This window comes from Arsenophonus sp. PmNCSU2021_1 (assembly GCF_036919435.1).
Taxonomy (GTDB): Bacteria; Pseudomonadota; Gammaproteobacteria; order Enterobacterales; family Enterobacteriaceae; genus Arsenophonus; species Arsenophonus nilaparvatae.
Genome location: NZ_JAZHPL010000004.1, coordinates 221195 through 240341, shown reverse-complemented (window position 1 = coordinate 240341; position 19147 = coordinate 221195). Strand labels below are relative to the sequence as shown.

The window sequence follows — 19147 nt, the reverse complement described above, 5'->3', positions numbered from 1 at the left end:
GCGCTCGGGTGGTTAAAGGATACAACGCGATACCCGAGGACGTTTCCGCCCTTTATAAAGCTTTATAAACCCCTTCCTGACGCGGTTATCCCCGATAGCCGCCGCCGCATTCTTCTGTCATCAAAAATATTCAAATGAAAATCTTTAAAGCCCTTTAAAAGGGAAATGCGCCGACCTGGCATACACTGCTGCCATGATGTTAATGGAGGTGCCATGAAATCCCTGCATATTTTTACGCGCGGTCGGCATACGGATAGCCACGGGCAGGTACTGAACGTCAGCGAGCAGGATTTACGCGCCTGTGCGGATGCCTACGATCCGGCGTTACATGAAGCCCCGATAGTGACCGGTCACCCGACTACCGATGCGCCCGCTTACGGCTGGATCAAACAGCTGTCGGCGCAAGGACGTGATTTGTTGGCAGAGCCGCAGCAGGTTGATCCGGCTTTTTCTGAACTGGTGACGGCGGGCCGCTACAAAAAAATCTCGGCGTCGTTCTATTTACCCCACGCGCCGAATAATCCGGCACCGGGTGCCCTGTATTTACGCCATGTCGGTTTTCTTGGCGCACAGCCGCCCGCTGTCAAAGGGCTACGCGCGGTCTCTTTTGCAGATACCGAGGACGGGGTGGTGGAATTTACCGAAGATCGGGATGACAGCCACGACTCGCTGCTACTTCGGCTACGGGCGTTACTGAGCCACTATGTGGGTACTCCATCTGAACCCCCTGCGCTAACCACCGAGACCCTGGCCTTTTCTGAGCCTGGGGTTGTCAACCCTTATCCCACAACGGAGAGCCTTACTGTGGAAAAAACCGAAACCGAAAAACAGCTGGAAGCTGAGAACGCGGCGTTAAAGCAACAGCTCAGCGCTCATCAGGCCGAAAAAGCCGCGCAGGCCGCTAAAGTCGCTCATGACGCCAATGTGGCCTTTGCCGAAACGCTGATGAACGACGGACGACTGGCCCCGGCGGGACAGCCGGTGATTGTCGCGTTACTGGATGCGTTGACCCACAGCGAAAAACCGCTGGAGTTTACCGAAGGCAGTCACACCCGTCCGCTCGTAGAAGCGGTTAAATCGCTGCTGACCTCATCCGCCCCGCTGGTTGATTTTCGCCCACAGGCGGTGCCGGGCAGACGCGCTACACCGCAAGGGTGCGCTGCCTTTACTGAGCAGGCCGCCGATCCGGATGCGCTGCATCAACAGGCGATGGCGCTTAAGGCGCGTGAGTCCATGCCTTACGAAGCGGCGGTGAAACGCTGCCTGACAGGAGAGTCCCATGTCTGATTATTTAAAAAGCAAACGGGCCAACGACCCGGTGCTGACCCACATTGCCGCTGAATACCGCAATGCCAGCCTGATTGGAGAGAAGCTGTTTCCTCTCGTCAGGGTAGAAAAAGAAGGCGTTAAGGTACCGACCTTTGGTAAAGGACGGCTGGCGCTGTATGAAACCAAACGCGCGGTCGGGGCCAACAGCAATATCCTGTTAAGAGAAAAACAGGCGTTTACCGATATCGTGCTCGATGAGCATGATTTAGCGGTGCCGGTCGATTACCGCGAACAGGCGGAATCGATGTTCAATGAAGAAATCAAGGCGATTAAACGCGCCACCGACGGTATTTTGCTGCGCCGTGAGCAGTATGTGGCGGAGCTGGCGCAATCGACCTCGGTCTATGCCAGCAATGCAAAAAAGGCCCTGACCGGCGATGCCGCCTGGAATAAAGAAAAAGGCGATCCGCTGAAAGATATTGAAGCCGGAATGGAAGTGGTGCGGGCCAATATTGGACTGCGACCCAACGTCATTACCATGGGGGCGAGCGTGATGGCGCTGTTGCGCTTTCATAAGGTGCTGCAAGACGCGCTGGGTGGGAATGAACGCAAACGTATCACCACCGAGATGTTAAAAGATTTATTCCAGGTGGATGAGGTGCTGATTGGCGCGCCGGTTCAGCTGGCGAAAGACGGTAAAACCACCACCGACCTGTGGAAAGATAACCTGATGCTGCATGTGGTCAGTCCCGCCTCTGCGGGCAGTGATAGCGCGGATGAGCATAGGCCGTCCTTTGGCTATACCTTCCGCCGGCAGGGAATGCCCCTGGCCGACCGCTTTGACAGTGTTGGCGGCAAGGTGGTCAATATCCGCTACACCGATATTTACAAGGTCGCGGTGGTGGGCAGTGAGGCCGGGTATCTGATTAGTGGCATTAAAGGAGCGTAAAACATGGTGACGCAACAGGTGGTACTCACCACGACCGTGGTGGCAGTGGAGGAGTTAACCGTCCATCGTCTGGTGAGCATCACGGCAAAACCCTTTAAGGGCACCGGGACGGAACTCGGTGTCGCCGAGGTCTCCGGTAAAAAAGGCGACAGCGTACCGATTAATGTGCTGGGCATCATGGCGGTAGAAGCCGGTGCCGCGATTAGCGCCGGTGAACTGCTCAAGGCCGACAGTGAAGGCCGGGTGGTATCAGAAAGCGCATTAACCGGTGGCGGGCTGCCCGCTTCAACGGTGGGCGTGGCCCTGGATGCCGCCACCGCCGCTGGCGAGATTATCCGCATGGTCAGAGGTATCTGATGGCCTACTGCACGTTGGAGGATATCGGGCAATTGCTCTCACACCATACGCTGGTTCGGTTGACGCAGGATGTCTCAGGCGAAGCGCTGATGGGTAGCCTGCCCAATGTGATTCACGACAAGGTGCTGAGCGACGCTATCCGCTATGCCGATGAGCTGATTGATGCTGATCTGCGCGGGCGTTACGTCTTGCCGCTGCAGACCGTTCCCACGGTACTGCGCGATATGGCGGTCAATCTGGTGACGCATCGATTGTACCTGCGTCGTCCCGAAGGCCAACTGCCCGAGGCGATAAAAGAGGTGTATCGCGGCAGCCTGAAAATGCTGGAAGCCTTGCGTGACGGAAAATTGACGTTAGGTATCGCCGCAAGTGGTCAGGTGCTCCCCGAGCCGGGGGCTTTTCATGTCCGCGCCCGTCCGGCGCGCTTTAGCGGCCCCGGCGGCTTACTGGAGGACTTTGAATGACGCTCGATATCATGCGCGCCCTCCTGGGCCTGCTGAAACAGCGGTTGCCGCAACTGGACGTCACCTTCTTTCCTGAGCAGCCGGAACGCTTTCATCTCAATCATCCGCTCGGCGCGGTGCTGCTCAGTTTTGCCCGCTCGCGTTTTGGCGACATTCAGGATGTGGGTAGGGTGTTTCAGCCGCGGGTGCTGCATTTCACGCTGACCTTGGTGATGCGCCAGCTTAACGGTAACGAGGGGGCGATTGCCCTGCTCGATACCCTGCGTCAGGCGGTGGGCGGCTTTATGCCGCCGGACTGTCGCCGCCCACTGTGGCTGATTGATGAGGTTTTTTTGGGGCAATCGGAGGGTTTATGGCAATACGCGCTGACGGTCGCGACAGAAACCTGGTTTGTGCAGGACGCCCCGCACGACGCCTTACCGCGTACTCGGGAAGAGTTCATGAAGACAGAAAGTAATGAGGTGGTCTATGGCGAAGTTTCGCTACAACGGTGAATCCCCGAATGGGGCCCCCCTGCGTCTGGCTGATGGCCGTACCCAGGATGTGATGTTTTATCCCGGTCAGGTGGTCGATGTGCCGGTCGATCATCCGTTTATTGTCTCGCTGGAAGCGCAGGGCTATCTGACTTTTCTGGGCTTTGATTATCCCGATCCGCCCGTTGAACCGGCAAAACCGTTGACTGATTTTGAACAACGATCACAACAGGCTCAACAGCCGACCGGCAAACCGGCCCGTTATCGTTATGACGGCGAACAGATGGGGGGTGCTTCATTACGTTTACCGGATGGCCGCATCCTGGATGTGATGTTCTGGCCGGGTCAGGAAGTGACCTTGCCGATGGATAACGATTATGTGCTGGGGCTGGAAGCCCAGGGCTATTTAACCTTTCTGGGTCAGGAAGCAGAAACCCCCGTCAAACCCATCGTGGCTGCACCGTTGGCACCGGCAATCACCTCATCGGGCGACACCGCTGCTCCCCGCCCTGATGAGGCCAAACCCGTCGAAGTGCCGGTCAGCTCATCGTTAGCGATGCCCGCCAGAAAACGCGGCAAAGTACCAGCAGACACCAAAAGTAACGAGGTCACCCCATGAGTAGAGAACACCATCACGGCGTCGATACGCTGGAAATTGAACGCGGGACCCGTCCGGTCAAAACGGGAAAATCGTCCGTGATTGGCCTGGTCGGTACCGCGCCCAAAGGCCCGGTCAATACCCTGACCCTGTGCCTGTCGGAAGAGGATGCGGCGCAGTTTGGCGATGAGCGAAGTGGATTTACCCTGCCACAGGCATTGCGCGCTATCTATGACCACGGTGTCGGGACCGTTTTGGTGGTCAATGTGTTTGACCCCAAAAGCCATCAGAAAACGATAACCGCAGAAAGTGTCACCTTCGATAGCACGCACCACAGTGCCACACTGAGCCAGTTACCCGTGGGCGATATGGTGGTGAAAAGCGTCGATGGGCAGACCCCCTATCAGGTGGCGACCGACTATACCATGGCCGCCGCAACGGGCAACGTCACCCGTGTTACCACCGGCGGTATTGCCCAGGGGGCCACCGTCAGTGTGACCTATAACACCCCGGATGTCTCAAAAATCACCGCCGCTGACGTTTTGGGTGCCACCAATGCCGCCGACCAGCGTACCGGCATGAAAGCACTGGAAAATGCCGACAGCCTGTTTGGCTTTCGCCCAAAGCTGCTGATTGTGCCCGGCTTCTCGCACCAAAATGCGGTGGCTGCCGCCATGATTGCCCTGGCGCACCCCTGTGAAGCCATCGCCTATATTGATGCGCCTGCGGGGACGACGTTTGCCCAGGCGATAGCCGGACGCGGGCCACAAGGCACCATTAATTTTAATACCGCCTCTGACCGGGTACGCCTGTGTTATCCGCAGGTCAAGGTCTATGACAAGGCGACGAATCAGAATCGTCTGGAGCCGCTCTCAGCGCGCGCGGCGGGCCTGCGGGCAAAAATTGACCGGGAAAAAGGGTTCTGGTGGTCGTCTTCCAATCAGGAATTGATGGGCATTGTCGGGATTGAGCGCCCGTTAAGTGCGCGCATTGATGATGCCAATAGCGAGGTCAATCTGCTTAACCAGAACGGCATTACCACGGTGTTTAACCGCTTTGGTAGCGGATTACGCCTGTGGGGCAATCGCACCGCGGCCTGGCCGACCGTGACGCATCTGAAGAATTTTGAAAATGTGCGGCGCACCGGGGATATGATTAATGAATCTATCCGCCATTTCAGTCTGCAATATATTGATCGCCCCATTAATCAGGGGCTGATTGATGCGCTGACCGAATCCGTGAATGGCTATGGTCGGAGGTTGATTGCCGATGGGGCGCTGCTGGGTTTTCACTGCTGGTATGACCCGGCGAAGAACACCAAGGATGCGCTCAGTCTGGGACAGTTGAAACTGAATTACAAATACACCCCACCGCCGCCGATGGAGCACCTGACCTTTGAGACGGAAATCACTAATGACTATCTCACCTTCCTGAAAAGTGGGGTTTCCACATGAGCGTGACGCACAGGGTCAATAAGATAACGATAAGGAGGAGATGATGGCGGGCAATGCACTGCATTTTATGACCAATGCCAACGTCTACCTGGACGGCAATAGCCTGATAGGTCGGGAAAAAGAAATCAAGCTACCGGAAATCAACGTGGTGCAGCAGGAGCATCAGGCGCTGGGGATGATAGGCAAAATTCAGTTACCGGCGGGGTTTGACAAGCTGGAAGGGGAGATTCACTGGACCAGCCTGTATGAAGAAGTGGCGCTGCGTACCGCCAATCCCTTCAAGGCGTATCCGCTGCAATGTCGCGGTAGCCTGCAGCGCTATAACCCGGCACAGGGTCGCCAGGATGAATTACCCGTCGCGGTGTTTATGACGGTGATGTTCAGCAAAAATAGTCTGGGCAGCTTTAAGCAGCATGAGGTGCCGGAGATGAGCAGCAGTTTTACCTGCAGCTATATCAAGCAGGTGATGGATGGCCAGGTGCTGCTGGAGCTGGATGTGATCGCCAATATTTTTAAAATCAACGGTGAAGATATGCTCACCGATTATCGCGCCAATCTGGGCGCTTGACAGTAACAGGTAAGGAATAACCCTCATGACACCGTCTTTACATTACACCTTGCAATACCCTTATGCCCTGGGCAGTGGTGAAAGGCTAACCCAGGTCAGCTTAAACCGGCTCAAGGTCAGTGACATCAAGGCGGTACGCCGCTTAAGTGAAAACGCCAATGACTGGGACAGTCTGTTGATTGCCCGTATGACCGGCCTGATACCGGAAGATATCGACAATATGGATTTGGTGGATTATCAGCAGTTGCAAGACCACTTTCGCCAGTTTGCGGGGCTGGATGCACTCGCCGAAGGCGCTGCGTCAGGCGCAGGCCCTGTTGGCGAGATGGTTCCGTTGGCAGCCGAGTGAGCTGGATGCGCTGACCGTGGTGGAATTTGAGGACTATTTACAGGAAGCCGCCGCCCAAATCCGGCAGGAGCACGGGCAACGCGGGACAAGTACTTAACCGTTAATCAGACGTAACACAGGCAGGTGACTCGGTGGCCAACACATTTTCGATTGGGGTGGTGATTAAGGGGGCGGTGGCCAGTGCCTTTCGCTCGGCGATGGGTGACTCCCGACGTAGCCTCAATCTGTTAGGGGACACCACCCGTCGTCTGCAGACTCGTCAGCAACAACTGACCCAGGCAATGACCCGCTACGGTCAGTTGGGCGGTCAGGCTGCGCGTAACCTTAATAGCGAGCTGGGTCGGGTGGGTCAGACACTTTCCCGTCTCGAGCAACAGCATCGCCGTTTGCATCACACTATGATGGCCAGTCAGATTGCCGGGCAACAACGACAGGCCCTGATGGGGCAAGGACTGGCGTTAGGGGCCACCACGGCGGCAGCGGTGGGCGCGGTCGCGCCGTCTGTCAAGCAGTCGATGACCTTTCAGGACAATCTGGTCGATATGGGTATCACCGCCGGTTACGACGGTGCCACCCAGGCGGCGCTGGGTAAAGATATCCGCGCCTGGAGCCAGCAATACAACCAGACGCAGGATGATTTACAGGCCGCCACCCGTGCGCTTATTGGCAATAACATTGACAGCCTGGACGCTATTCGCGCCTACCTGCCACACATCGCCCGCGGCGCAACCGCCACCCGCACCTCCGCTGAACTGTGGGCACAGGCGGCGGTGACCACCCAGCAGTGGTTGGGCATTGCCGCGAAAGATTTTGCTGTGGTACAGAACATCATGGCGCAAGGGGGTAAGGCTGGGTCATTTGAAATCGCTGACCAGGTGAAGTGGTTGCCGGAGCTGGCACCACAAATGGCCAACATAGCCCAGGGTAAAGCGGCGGTGGCCGAGATGGTCGCTGCCTTGCAGGTAGCCAAAATGGGTGCCGGTAGCACCGATAAAGCGGCGAACAATTTCAATAACTTTCTGGAAAAACTGTACGCCCCTGAAACTAAAAAACGTTTTGGTGATGTCGGTATCGATATTGAAAAATCACTCATGCAGCAAAAAGCGCACGGGATTTCGCCGATTGAAGGGATGATGAATACCCTGCAAACCTATCTGGCGCAAAAGAGTCCCGAGGCGCTGGCGCAATTTAAATCAGCGATGGCGCTGCAGGACGATACCGCCCGCGATAAAGCGTTACTGGCCCTGCAGCAGAACTTTGGCTTAGGTGAACTGTTTGCCGATATGCAGGTGATGGCCTTTGTGCGTCCGATGCTGGCCAATATGGACAAGTACCGGCAAATCCGCGCCCAGGCCCTGGCGGCCGCGGACAAGGATGTATTAGGCAGTGACTATAAAAAACGGCTTGAATCCCCCATTGAACAGATGAAAAAGTTAGGCATTGCCAGTCAGGATTTGTCGCTGAGTCTCGGTGATGCACTAAAACCAGCGGTAGAGAATTTAGCCGCCACGGTACTCCCTTATGTGAACGCCGCCAATGCCTGGGTCAAAACCCACCCCCAGCTGGTCAGTGGTATGGCTAAAACGGTGGGCGCGCTCCTGTTGTTTAAGGGGGGATTGTTGGCCACAAGGTTGGCGTTCAATCTGCTGGGTTCGCCGATACGCCTGCTGTGGGGCGGGTTTACCCGGCTGCGTACCGGTTGGTTATTACTCAGCACCGCCTTTGGCATGGGTGGGCGCTTAAGCCGCTTCGCGGGCAGTGCGGGACGATTAGGTAAGGTGTTGGCCGGCGGACTGGTGACGGGCCTGCGCCTCGCCGGACACGCACTGCTGTGGCTGGGGCGGGCACTGATGTTTACCCCTATCGGCCTGACTATCACCGCGATTGCCGCCGGCGCTTACCTGATTGTCCGCTACTGGACGCCGATAAGCGCTTTCTTTCAGGCCCGTTGGGCCGAGGTGAAACAGGCGTTTTCCGGCGGTATTGCGGGCGTTGGGGCACTTATCCTTAACTGGTCGCCAGTGGGTCTGTTCTATAAAGCCTTTGCCGGGGTGATGAGCTATTTCCATGTTGAACTGCCCGCCCATTTTACCGATGCGGGTCGCCAGCTGATTGAGGGTCTGGTCAACGGGATCAAGAGTCGTTTAACCGCCGCCAAAGAGACGATTGTCCATTTTGGTGACAGTGTGTCGGGCTGGTTTAAGGAAACGCTGGGGATCCACAGCCCTTCTCGTGTTTTCGCCGGATTGGGGGACAATATTGTGCAGGGGGCGGTGCTGGGCATTACCCGCACCACGCCCGCGTTAGAACGCGCCGTCGGCGGCCTGATGCCGCTGATGCAACCGCCGTCCCCGCGTGTGCCCCACTGGCCTGATACCCCGATCTCCCCTGCCGGTCAGGGGAAGGCTTTTTCAGGCATGCAGATCACCTTTGCGCCGCAGATTGTGATGAACGGTCAGTCGCAGACGACCCCGGCGGCGTTGCGTGATGCATTGGCTATCAGTGTGCGTGAGCTGGAAAAACGCCTGGCGCAGCTGATGCACCAACAACAACGGCGGGCCTTTCACTGATGCTGGCGATACTCGGTGAGATTGAAGTGCAGTTACAGACCGGCTTTACCGCGCTGGAAGCCATCCTTGGCGGTGAGTTTGCCGAGCAGGCGCGCATTGGCCGTAAACCGGGTCTGCAGTGGGTCGGCGACAAGTGCGATGAATACAGTTTAAGCGTGCGGTTTCATCAGCAGTACTGTCAACCGACCGCGCAATGGCAACGGCTACAGGCCGCCTGTCGTGCCCACCAGGCACTGGCGTTTGTGCTCGGCAATGGCGAGTACCTGGGGCATTTTGTGATCACCACGCTTACCGGTCGTACGGTGTTGGCGCATGCCGACGGTATCGCCCAATGCCTGGAGGTCGATATCAGTCTGCGTGAATTTACCGGCGATCTGCGCCAACCACTTAAGCCGCCGGCGATGGCCACGACACTGAACAGAAAAGCCGCCGGGCTAACCCGGGCAATAGCCACCGGTACACCGCTATCGCGGGCGGTGGGTCTGGCCCGTCAGGCGCAGTCGGCACTGGCCACGGCCTCACAGGCGATCCGGGTGGTGCGCCAGATGAAAACGGATCCGGTCGCGGCGTTAACGCGCCTCCCTGGGGTCATTACTAGCTTAGGTGAGGTGGCCACCCCGTTGATACAGGCGCAGCCGTTGTTGGCCGGCCTGGAAGCCCATTTTCCTGCGGCCAGTCAGCTGACCCGAGCGGCGGGCAAGGTGGCGACCACGGCCAGCCAGGCGAAAAACACGCTCAGTGCTCTGACCCCCGGTACCGGCCAGGCACTGCCCGGTGCACTGGATACGGTGGCCGGTCAGGTGGGCGGTGCCCTCAGTACCTGGAACGACGTCACCCCGCTGCTGAGCCGTCTGACGAGCCATCTGGTGACGCGCCGCTAAAGGAGAACAGGACGATGTTTGCAAGCCAACAGGAAGAAGAACATAAGCCAGGTGTCTGGCAGCATATTACCCGTGAGGGCGAGCGCTGGGATACGCTGGCCGCCTACTATTACGGTGACGCATTGGGCTATGTGCGGATCATTGCCGCCAATCCTGATATCCCCATTACACCGGTGTTGCCTGCCGGCATCACCCTGGCTATCCCGTTGATTAACGCACAGGACAGCGTTGAGGAGACACCGCCATGGTTGCGTTAATGACACAACGACAGCAGGCGGTACCGGCCCCGACCTGGACCCTGCATTATGGCCAAAAGGACATCACGCACGATATCACCCCGGACGTGCTCGGGATCCGCTTTACCGATCAGCTCAGTGGCCAGTCTGATGAGCTGACGGTCGAACTGGAAGACAGCGCCGGGCGCTGGCGTGGGGCCTGGTATCCGGGTAAAGGCGACACGCTCTCATTGGCGCTCGGCAGGGTCGGCGCGCCATTACGTCCCTGTGGCACCTTTTCGATTGATGAAATAGAGCTTAGTGGCCCGCCGGATACGGTGTCGCTGCGTGGGTTATCCGCTTCGGTGACCACCGCGCTGCGAACCCGGAGCTACCGGGCGTTTGAGCAGACCAGCCTGGCGGCCATCGCCCGGCGGATTGCCCAAAAACACCACCTGACACTGGAAGGGCTGATTGCGCCGCTGCCCCTTGACAGGGTCACGCAGCAACATGAAACCGACCTGGCTTTTTTGCGCCGGCTGGCGGAGGAGTACGGCTATATCGTTAAAGTCACGCCGAGCAGGCTGATTTTTTCTGAGCGCATCAGATTGCGAGAAGCCTCGCCAGTTAACGTCATTACCCCGCAAGCCGTCAGTCATTACAGCCTGCGCGATACGCTTAACCGTATCTACCAGCAGGGCAAGGTGAAATACCAGGACAGCCAGCGCAAACAACTGGTCACGGTCGGTATCAAGGCCGATGGCACGATAGGCGACGTGGCGCGAGAAACGGCGCCTCAAAAACAGGGACGTTCAACCAGCGCCGATACCTTAAGACTGCACAGCCGGGCACGGAGCCGGGAAGAAGCGACTGCCAAGGTGTGTGCGGGGCTGAACCGGCATAATGAATATCAACGGGTGGCGACGGTAGCGCTGGCGGGCAATACGGCGTATCAAGCCGGGTTAACCGTGCGCCTGGCCGATTTTGGTCGCCTGTCCGGGGTGTGGCTTATCACCGAAGTCCGCCATGCCCTGTCGCGCCAAAGCGGGTACACCTGTGAACTCACCTTGGGCCAGGGGCCGATGGCGCGCATGAACAGGAAAACGATTCGCGCGGATCAGTCGGCGACCCCACCGGTGATGGGGGTGAAAGCCGATGGCAGCGTGGGGCCGCTGAGTGAAAAAGAGATGACAATCGGAGAAAAGCCACCATGAAAGCACTGCAATTGATGTTCGGTACCATCAGCCAGATTGATGAGCAAAACGTCCGGGTACGGGTACGGCTGCCGACCTGTGATAACCTGCGCACCGCCTGGTTGCCGGTATTGCAACGCAACACCCAGGATAACAAGGATTACGGGCTACCGGATTTAGGTGAACAGGTGGAGTCTGCTGCTGGATGCTGACGGTGATGACGGCGTGGTGTTAGGGGCGGTGTATTCCGAGGTAGACCCCCCCACGGTGGCAAACCGCGATAAACGTCGGGTGGATTTTGCCGACGGGACTTTTGTCGAGTATGACCGCAAAAACCACGCGATGGCTATCGGGGGCGAGATACAGGCCCTGACGCTGACCACCCAGACCACGGTGCTGATTCAAACGCAAAATGCGACGGTGAAGGCAAGTAAAACCCTGTTTTTGGATGCACCCGATACGGTCGCGACGGGCAACCTGACGGTGCAAAAGCAACTGACGTACCAGGGCGGCATGAGCGGTTCGGGCGGCAGTGGCGCGACAGCCATCATTGACGGCACGCTCCAGGCCAGCGGCGATATCCAGGCAGGTCGGGTGTCGCTGCAAGAGCATCAACATAGCAACGGGCATGACGGTAAACCCACCGGCAAGCCGTTATAAGTGAGGGAGGAACGCGTTTGATGAACACAATGACCGTCCTCAGCGCCGCAGACTGGCAACCCGCGCTGCATGCATCGGGTGAGCGGGTCAGTGGCGTCGAAGATATTCAGCAGTGCCTGCGACTGATTTTAGGCACCCCAAAAGGCAGCGACCCGCATCGACCGGATTTTGGCAGTGACCTGCATCGCTATCTGGATATGCCGGTTGAGCGGGCCTTGCCGCATGTGGTACGGGAAACGGTGGAGGCCATCAGGCGCTGGGAGCCCCGATGCGAATTACATCAGGTGCGGCTTAATGCGCAGGGTGAGCGGGTGAATCTCCTGCTGCGCTGGCGACTGCCGGGCAGTCAGGTCAACGCACAAACGGAGGTGGCATGGCGTTAACCCTCGAGAAGCCGGTTTTTATTGCAGCGGATGCGCAGACCATTACCCGCGAGATGATCACGGACTATGAAGCGGCCAGCGGCAAGACCCTGTGGCCGGCGCAGGCTGAGCGGCTATTGATTGACCTGTTCGCCTACCGGGAAACCCTGGTGCGCAGTGCCATTCAATCCGCCGCCGAACAAAACCTGGTGGCCTTTGCCCGTGCGCCAATGCTGGATTATCTGGCCGAGCTGGTCGGCGTTTACCGTCTACCGGCTCAACGGGCACGCACCACGGTGGAATTTTCACTGGCGGCCCCGCCCTCGGTGACGATACCGATACCAGCCGGCACACGGCTCAGCGCCACGGACAGCCTGCTATTTACCACCGACAGCGAAGTCAGGCTGACGCCGACGGCATCCACGGTGACGGTGAGTGCGACCTGCAGCGAGGCGGGAACAAAGGGTAACGGTTGGCAACCGGCGCAAATCAGCACCCTGATGGAGGCCATCGATGACGGGGATATTCAGGTCACCAATACCACGCCAAGCGAAGGCGGCTCAGACGCGGAGGATGATGAGCATCTACGCAACCGTATCCGTCTGGCTCCGGCGTCCTTCAGTACCGCCGGTTCCCGTGAAGCGTACCGTTTTCATGCCATGAGTGCCCATCCGGGGATTTGTGATGTGGCGGTGACCCGCCCGAAACCCGGCACGGTCAATCTATATCCGCTGCTGACCAGCGGGCTGCCGGACAAGACGGTGCTCAGCCTGGTGACGGCCCTGTGCTCGGAAGAGCGGGTGCGCCCGCTGAATGATACAGTGCAGGTGCTGACCCCTGAAAAGGTTGACTATACGATTAGTGCGCAACTGACCTGTTATGCCAGCCAGCCGGGCGAGCCGGTACTGAAACAGGCGCGGCAGGCCGCTGAGCAGTATGCGGCAAGCCAGGCTAAACAGCTGGGTCGGGATATTGTGCCCAGCCAGATTATCGCGGCACTCTCGGTCCCCGGCGTTTACCGGGTGCAGCTCACGAGTTTCACTACCCTTGAGCCGACGGTACTGGCCGCGCAGCAATGGGCGCATTGTAGCGACATTCAGTTGACCCTGGGCACGGAGAGCGGCGATGACCGATAACAGCCTGTTACCGCCGCTGCTGGCGGCAGAGAGCCATTTTCAGGCGCTGGCGGCACAGGCCGCGCGGTTGCAGCAGATTGACCTGACGCCGCTGCTGGTTTATCTGCTGGATATGACCGAGGCGTCGGCCTTGCCCTGGCTGGCAGAGCAGCTGGCGTTAACCGGGGTCAATGGCTGGTCTCTGGCAGAATCGGATGATGCGCGCCGGGCGATGCTGAAATCGGCCATCACGCTGCATCGCTATAAGGGCACCCCCTGGTCGATTCGTGCCATGATACGGGCGCTGGGATTTGGGGAGGTGACGATAACCGAAGGGGGAGCAGCCCTTAAACCTGAACAGGCCACCGCGTATCCCGATGGCGAGACTCACTGGGCACTGTACCGGGTCATTCTTAACCAGCTGATCACCAATGACCAGGCAGCAAAATTGCGCGAGACGCTGGCGGCCTTTGCGCCGGCGCGGAGCGAACTGGTGGCGCTGGATTATACGGCAGTGCCGCTGCGCTATAACGCTCAGACGACCTACCATGGGCGCTATAATCATGGCAGCAGTTAAAAGTATGCAAAAACAGTTAATCCATACACGAAAAAAGACTACACTGTGACCAACAATCCACCCATGATGGAATAAGCACGATGGAGAAAAAAGACATGAGCTATTTAAAAGAACAGGCCGAATGGGCGGACGGTATCTACCAGATAGAGACCTCCGACCCGGTATTGGGTGGGCCAGACGGTATTACCAACCGGCCCGCGCGTGAACTGGCGAATCGCACCGCCTGGTTAAAGCAGCAATTAAAAGCGGCGGAAGCGGCGTTAAGGGCGCATACACGCTCCCGAAACCACCCGGATGCGAGCGTAAGTGAAAAAGGTTTTGTCAAGCTCAGCAATGCCAATCAGAGCAGCAGTGAAACGGAAGCCGCAACCCCCAAAGCGGTAAAAATTGTCAATGACAGGCTGAATGCGGTGGTCGACCATGCGCCTTCCGATTTAGATACGTTGAACAAGCTGGCCCAGGCCATCAGTAATAACCCGAAATTTGCCGAAAGCGTGACCCAACTTCTGAGCCAAAAGTTGGCAAAAAATGAGAATGGGGCCGACATCCCAGACAAGAATCTTTTTCTAGAAAACCTTGGTTTAACGGAAACGGTAGATTGTGCAAAAAACGCACTGGACAAACGAACCGGCGGAACGGTCAATGGCGACATTATTTCACAAGGTGGTGTACTCTCACTGAAGGGGGATGATCGCAAGCATCTGGGTATTCATAATCAGGATGGTAGCGTTCGCATGTGGCTCTTCAAAGACAAGGGCGGTGATGGTGTTCGACTGAACAACGGCAGTGACGGTGGTGGTGAGTACGTTTTCCATAAAGATGGCGGTTTTCATGCCCCTTCTTCCGTGTATGCCGGAGCTGCAAGGATAGCCCATGACGGCAATATCTACGGCAGTCAATGGGGAAATCAGTGGCTGGACGCTTACCTGAAAAAAACCTTCCAGCCCAAGGGGGTGGGTCAGGCTTACACCAAGGAGGAATCAGACGCCCGGTATGTTCGGGATGTACAGCGTGGTGCCGTGAGCGCAATCTACACACCAGAAGGTGTATCCACTGATGCCTCGAAGGGGTGTGTCATGGTAGGGGTGACACTGAGTGGTGACGGCTCTTCGGGTACACATGTTTATCAGGTTCGTTATTGCCCGTTGCAGATTAAAATCAATGGCGCATGGCGCACGATTTCTGACATTTCTGATTCAAAATGAGGTCACTATGGAATTAAAAAATGTCTCCCGCTATTCCCCGGATAACATGCCCTATGGTCATGGTGTCCAGTATTTTAAGAGTGAAGACGGTCACGATTTCTATGAATCACTCAACCTGTTCACCAAAAAATACAAACTCTGCATAGAACCCGATACCGGCATCATTCGCTCTATTGCCAAAGATGTGTCCAGCCTGTACCCCGCAGGGTTTACCGTTGTCGACGTCGATGAACTGCCTAGTGGGGTGGATATCTCCGGTGACTGGCTTTTTGATGGTAAAAAAGTGGTTCGCCGCATCCCGACTCAGGGTGAACGTGTTGTGAAAGCAAAGTTTGAGAAAGCAGAGTTGATGCAGATGGCGAGCATCGCTATTGCTCCGCTACAGGATGCGGTAGACCTCGATATGGCCACAGAGGCAGAAAGGGCCAAGCTTGTCGCGTGGAAAACGTACCGCGTGCTGCTAAACCCTGTCGATATCAGCAAAAGGCCGGATATTGCATGGCCGGAAGCACCAAAAAAGTACACGAGTTTCGCACAGGCATATAAAGTTCTAGAAATGGCTTAAAAGCAATGGTTAATCTGCAAGTTACTAAAACACATAAATTTTATTAAATTACAATAATTTGTATTTAATTTATAAGGTTTTGTCTATTTATATATCATGCTGAATTAAACTTAAAAATAGCGCGTTTTTTTATTGGTGCGAAACTCGTGAAGTAGTGTGATAATCTAGAGTTAGTAACAAACCAACTCCCATGTTCTAGGCGCTTGAATCGCTGTCCTTGTATAATCAGCACTGATAATTAACGATTTTCCTTCTATTTCAACATAGGTGCCTAAATTACCCTCTGCGGCAATACCTTTCAATTTCACTGTCGCTGTCGCCGATAAGATGGCATGAGGAACCGGACAAGGCAACGTCAGGGTATAAATCTGTCCGGCATACAGTGGTGGCGTGATACCCCATTGCCTGATAAGCCCGGTATCCCCGCATTTCCACCATCCGTTGGTGACAAGATGAGCGGTATTTTTTGCGCCTTTCGCATTGATACGACTATCCACTTCGACTTTGGTATAAGCGCCGACATTGCCTGCTGGTATACTGATATCTGCACTTCCATTAAAGGCTACTCCCGCGATTTTTCTGGCTGTTTGTAGACGTGTTGCTGACGCAGCGTTACCGTCAAGATTACCGCTAATTAACGTGTTAAAAATCTGTTTATTAATCCACCGATTTTCTTTTTCCAACAAACCAAGGTTTTATTAAATCGAGAAATTAGGTAAAATTTAGACAATAACCAGCGATTACAAGGCTTACCGGGTCTGAGAAAAGGTTAAAAATGGCAAAAATTGGCTATATAAGGATGTCAAAAAATGACCAAAACACCGATTTACTGTCACCGATCATGCAAAACTGATCCACTAACGATCATCTAAAACTGATCCACTTGGTATTATTCGTACATTTTTGTACGGGTAATTTATGTTAACCAAGGAGATATTTGTGGATATTCATGTTCGCTTTACACAAGGACAAAGCCTTCGAAAAATTGCCCGTGAATTAGGCATTTCCCGTAACACCGTAAAACATCATTTACAACAACAGGCAATGCCAACTTATGCTAAAAGAAGTCAACAACCGAGTAAACTGGCACCCTTTAAACCTTATTTGCTTCAGCGAATTGAATTGGCTAAACCTGATTGGATCCCTGCAACAGTGTTATTTGATGAGGTAGCTGAAAGAGGTTATCAAGGCGGTATTGCTCAGTTACGCCGATTTGTTTGTCAATTTAAACCAAGCATTGTTCCCGAAGCTGTCGTCCGTTTTGAAACACAGCCAGGTCAACAAATGCAAATCGACTTCACCAGCATCCGGCGAGGTAAAAAATCCCTAAAAGCGTTTGTTGCAACACTAGGCTATTCGCGTGCTAGTTATGTAAAGTTCTTTGATAATGAACGAGCAGGATCGTGGCAACAAGGTTTAAGAGAAGCTTTCGACTATTTTGGTGGTGTACCACAGGAAGTATTGTGTGATAACGCAAAATCCCTCATCATCGAACGGGATGCTTATGCAGAAGGTGAACATAAATTGCATGTCGAAATGCTTCAAATGTCGAAAGATTACGGTTTTAAATTGAAGGCTTGCAAGCCCTACAGGGCAAAAACGAAAGGGAAAGTAGAGCGCTTTAACCACTATTTAAAAAACAGTTTTATCGTGCCATTAAATACCGACCTTCGTGCTCATAATCTTGAACTAGATATCGAGATAGCCAACGCAAAAGTGGGTCCATGGTTACAACGCGTTGCCCATCAGCGGATTCATGGAACAACTTTAGAAAAGCCAGCAGACAGATTAGCTAAGGAAGTTAAGTATCTTCTTCCCTTACCAGCAAGGGTTTGCCAATCTATCCCGCAGACTAATACGCTTAATATTCGTATCGTACCGCCCCTTGAATCTGTCAATTTGCAACACTCAATCAGCGTATATGAAGCATTGCTGGGAGGTGAACATGTTATTGCATGAACAAATTGAACACCTGTGTGAGTCATTGAAATTAAATTCTGTTCCCAGTCATTGGTCATCACTTGCAGAACAATGCATTGCCCAAGACAAAAGCTACGGAGAGTTTTTACTATCCCTATTAAAATGTGAGCAACAACAACGAGATGAACGAACTCGTAATCTCTTGAGTCGGATGGCAGGATTCCCAGTACACAAAGAACTTAATACGTTCGATTTTAAGTTTGCAACGAGTGTTCCTAAACAACAAATACAGGAATTAAGCGCATTAACATTTATTGAACGTAATGAAAATGTCGTATTGCTTGGCCCAAGTGGTGTAGGTAAAACGCATTTAGCTATTGGATTAGGATTAAAAGCAGTACAGGCTAGGAAGAAAACTCGCTTTACAACAGCGGCTGAACTGATGTTGCAACTCTCAACTGCCAAACGACAAAATAAGCTCAAACAATATCTATCACGTTCGGTGATGGCCCCGAAGTTGTTGATCATAGATGAGATTGGATACTTGCCGTTTGGGCGAGAGGAAGCAACCCTATTTTTTAATGTGATTGCCAAGCGTTATGAGCATGGTAGTGTCATATTGACGAGTAACTTATCATTTGGGCAATGGCCTGGTACTTTTGCTGATGACGCAACATTAACCGCCGCTATGCTTGATCGTTTACTTCATCATTCGCATGTACTGCAATTAAGCGGTGAAAGCTATCGATTGAAAGATAAGCGGCGATCAGGAGCAATAACCGAGTAAAACAGTGGATCAATTTTGATTGATCGTATTTAGATAAAAAGTGGATCAGTTTTCGGTGATCGTTGACAATTTACAGCAAAAATCCTTGATTTGCTCAAATTGTGACCAGATTTTTGAGGATAAAATCAGCGGAAAAACAGACCAGAGACCCGGATTAAAACGCGCTTTAAATTGCTTAAAAGCGGGCGATACGTTGGTGGTTTGGAAACTGGATAGACTAGGCCGCAGCATCAAACATTTAATCGGTTTAATCTCTGAACTAGAAGATAAAGGGATTCATTTTCATAGTTTGACGGATTCTATCGACACCTCTTCATCCGCAGGGCGTTTTTTCTTTCATGTGATGAGCGCGTTGGCACAAATGGAGCGGGAACTGATTGTTGAGCGAACTCAGGCGGGTTTAGCCGCCGCGAGAAGCAGAGGCCGTATCGGTGGTAGACCTTGCTCATTATCTTCTGCACAGCAGCAGCAAGCTAAAAAATTACTTGAGTCCGGTCAGAGTAGAAAACAGCTTACATTACTGTATGGCGTTTCATTAACCAGCATCTACAAATATTGTCCAGTTGATCATACCGCTCGAACAGGCAAAAGTCCCTCTGATGAAAATTGAGAATGA

23 protein-coding genes and 1 pseudogene are annotated in these 19147 nt (G+C 54.4%); 23 read left to right on the top strand and 1 reads right to left on the bottom strand.

The genetic code is table 11. From position 1 onward, the window contains the following. Positions 1–213: 213 nt before the first annotated feature. The 20 genes and pseudogenes from V3224_RS05680 to V3224_RS05585 all read left to right on the top strand — a co-directional run bounded on the left by V3224_RS05680 (position 214) and on the right by V3224_RS05585 (position 15824). Complete coding sequence (locus tag V3224_RS05680) at positions 214–1287, top strand: peptidase (RefSeq protein WP_334469204.1); 1074 nt, start codon at positions 214–216, stop codon at positions 1285–1287. Next, a complete protein-coding gene (locus V3224_RS05675; RefSeq protein WP_334469201.1) occupies positions 1280–2218 on the top strand; it encodes a hypothetical protein in 939 nt (312 codons plus the stop codon). The genes V3224_RS05680 and V3224_RS05675 overlap by 8 nt, the downstream gene beginning before the upstream one ends. Positions 2219–2221: 3 nt before the next feature. Beyond that, positions 2222–2575 carry a capsid cement protein gene (locus V3224_RS05670; protein WP_334469198.1) on the top strand — a complete coding sequence of 118 codons (354 nt, stop codon included), beginning with the start codon at positions 2222–2224 and terminating at the stop codon, positions 2573–2575. Continuing rightward, positions 2575–3039 (top strand): gp436 family protein, encoded by a 465-nt coding sequence (locus V3224_RS05665; protein WP_334469196.1) that lies wholly within the window; start codon positions 2575–2577, stop codon positions 3037–3039. The genes V3224_RS05670 and V3224_RS05665 overlap by 1 nt, the downstream gene beginning before the upstream one ends. Next, positions 3036–3533, top strand: coding sequence for a Gp37 family protein (locus V3224_RS05660; RefSeq protein ID WP_334469194.1), 498 nt, complete (start codon positions 3036–3038; stop codon positions 3531–3533). The genes V3224_RS05665 and V3224_RS05660 overlap by 4 nt, the downstream gene beginning before the upstream one ends. Next, a complete protein-coding gene (locus V3224_RS05655; RefSeq protein WP_334469192.1) occupies positions 3508–4131 on the top strand; it encodes a hypothetical protein in 624 nt (207 codons plus the stop codon). Before V3224_RS05660 ends, V3224_RS05655 begins: the two co-directional genes overlap by 26 nt. Beyond that, complete coding sequence (locus V3224_RS05650) at positions 4128–5564, top strand: phage tail sheath subtilisin-like domain-containing protein (protein WP_334469190.1); 1437 nt, start codon at positions 4128–4130, stop codon at positions 5562–5564. The genes V3224_RS05655 and V3224_RS05650 overlap by 4 nt, the downstream gene beginning before the upstream one ends. A 43-nt stretch (positions 5565–5607) precedes the next feature. Further along, the gene (locus tag V3224_RS05645) at positions 5608–6132 is read left to right on the top strand and encodes a phage major tail tube protein (RefSeq protein WP_334469187.1); all 525 of its coding nucleotides are present in this window, start codon (positions 5608–5610) and stop codon (positions 6130–6132) included. A gap of 25 nt (positions 6133–6157) precedes the next feature. Continuing rightward, positions 6158–6481 carry a phage tail assembly protein gene (locus V3224_RS05640; RefSeq protein WP_334469186.1) on the top strand — a complete coding sequence of 108 codons (324 nt, stop codon included), beginning with the start codon at positions 6158–6160 and terminating at the stop codon, positions 6479–6481. Beyond that, complete coding sequence (locus tag V3224_RS05635) at positions 6450–6578, top strand: hypothetical protein (RefSeq protein ID WP_334470379.1); 129 nt, start codon at positions 6450–6452, stop codon at positions 6576–6578. The genes V3224_RS05640 and V3224_RS05635 overlap by 32 nt, the downstream gene beginning before the upstream one ends. A gap of 34 nt (positions 6579–6612) precedes the next feature. Beyond that, on the top strand, positions 6613–9051 hold the full coding sequence (locus V3224_RS05630) for a phage tail tape measure protein (RefSeq protein WP_334469184.1): 2439 nt from the start codon (positions 6613–6615) through the stop codon (positions 9049–9051). Continuing rightward, a complete protein-coding gene (locus V3224_RS05625) occupies positions 9051–9932 on the top strand; it encodes a phage tail protein (protein ID WP_334469182.1) in 882 nt (293 codons plus the stop codon). Before V3224_RS05630 ends, V3224_RS05625 begins: the two co-directional genes overlap by 1 nt. Before the next feature lie 14 nt (positions 9933–9946). Next, positions 9947–10189: a tail protein X gene (locus tag V3224_RS05620; RefSeq protein ID WP_334469180.1), complete on the top strand. Its 243-nt coding sequence runs from the start codon at positions 9947–9949 to the stop codon at positions 10187–10189. Beyond that, complete coding sequence (locus tag V3224_RS05615; RefSeq protein WP_334469178.1) at positions 10177–11361, top strand: phage late control D family protein; 1185 nt, start codon at positions 10177–10179, stop codon at positions 11359–11361. The genes V3224_RS05620 and V3224_RS05615 overlap by 13 nt, the downstream gene beginning before the upstream one ends. Continuing rightward, positions 11358–12000: pseudogene (locus tag V3224_RS05610) on the top strand (phage baseplate assembly protein V). The gene V3224_RS05615 and the pseudogene V3224_RS05610 overlap by 4 nt, the downstream one beginning before the upstream one ends. A gap of 20 nt (positions 12001–12020) precedes the next feature. Continuing rightward, positions 12021–12383 (top strand): GPW/gp25 family protein, encoded by a 363-nt coding sequence (locus tag V3224_RS05605; RefSeq protein WP_334469176.1) that lies wholly within the window; start codon positions 12021–12023, stop codon positions 12381–12383. Next, entirely contained in the window at positions 12374–13498 is a 1125-nt protein-coding gene (locus V3224_RS05600) for a baseplate assembly protein (RefSeq protein ID WP_334469174.1), read from the top strand. Before V3224_RS05605 ends, V3224_RS05600 begins: the two co-directional genes overlap by 10 nt. Further along, positions 13488–14054, top strand: coding sequence for a phage tail protein I (locus V3224_RS05595; protein ID WP_334469172.1), 567 nt, complete (start codon positions 13488–13490; stop codon positions 14052–14054). Before V3224_RS05600 ends, V3224_RS05595 begins: the two co-directional genes overlap by 11 nt. A gap of 80 nt (positions 14055–14134) precedes the next feature. Further along, positions 14135–15259 carry a tail fiber protein gene (locus tag V3224_RS05590; RefSeq protein ID WP_334469170.1) on the top strand — a complete coding sequence of 375 codons (1125 nt, stop codon included), beginning with the start codon at positions 14135–14137 and terminating at the stop codon, positions 15257–15259. Between the two features lie 7 nt (positions 15260–15266). Continuing rightward, positions 15267–15824, top strand: a complete 558-nt coding sequence (locus V3224_RS05585) for a tail fiber assembly protein (RefSeq protein WP_334469167.1) — start codon at positions 15267–15269, stop codon at positions 15822–15824. A gap of 170 nt (positions 15825–15994) precedes the next feature. Here the strand turns inward: V3224_RS05585 and V3224_RS05580 are convergent, their stop codons facing one another. Then, on the bottom strand, positions 15995–16507 hold the full coding sequence (locus V3224_RS05580) for a gp53-like domain-containing protein (RefSeq protein WP_334469164.1): 513 nt from the start codon (positions 16505–16507) through the stop codon (positions 15995–15997). A gap of 235 nt (positions 16508–16742) precedes the next feature. On the opposite strand from V3224_RS05580, the gene istA reads away from it, so the two are divergent. The 3 genes from istA to V3224_RS05565 are packed head-to-tail and all read left to right on the top strand — an operon-like array spanning position 16743 to position 19141. Next, the gene (gene istA / locus V3224_RS05575; RefSeq protein ID WP_334469161.1) at positions 16743–17783 is read left to right on the top strand and encodes an IS21 family transposase; all 1041 of its coding nucleotides are present in this window, start codon (positions 16743–16745) and stop codon (positions 17781–17783) included. Further along, positions 17770–18531, top strand: a complete 762-nt coding sequence (gene istB, locus V3224_RS05570) for an IS21-like element helper ATPase IstB (RefSeq protein ID WP_334469160.1) — start codon at positions 17770–17772, stop codon at positions 18529–18531. Before istA ends, istB begins: the two co-directional genes overlap by 14 nt. 55 nt (positions 18532–18586) lie before the next feature. Beyond that, positions 18587–19141 carry a recombinase family protein gene (locus tag V3224_RS05565; RefSeq protein WP_334469158.1) on the top strand — a complete coding sequence of 185 codons (555 nt, stop codon included), beginning with the start codon at positions 18587–18589 and terminating at the stop codon, positions 19139–19141. Positions 19142–19147 lie beyond the last annotated feature (6 nt).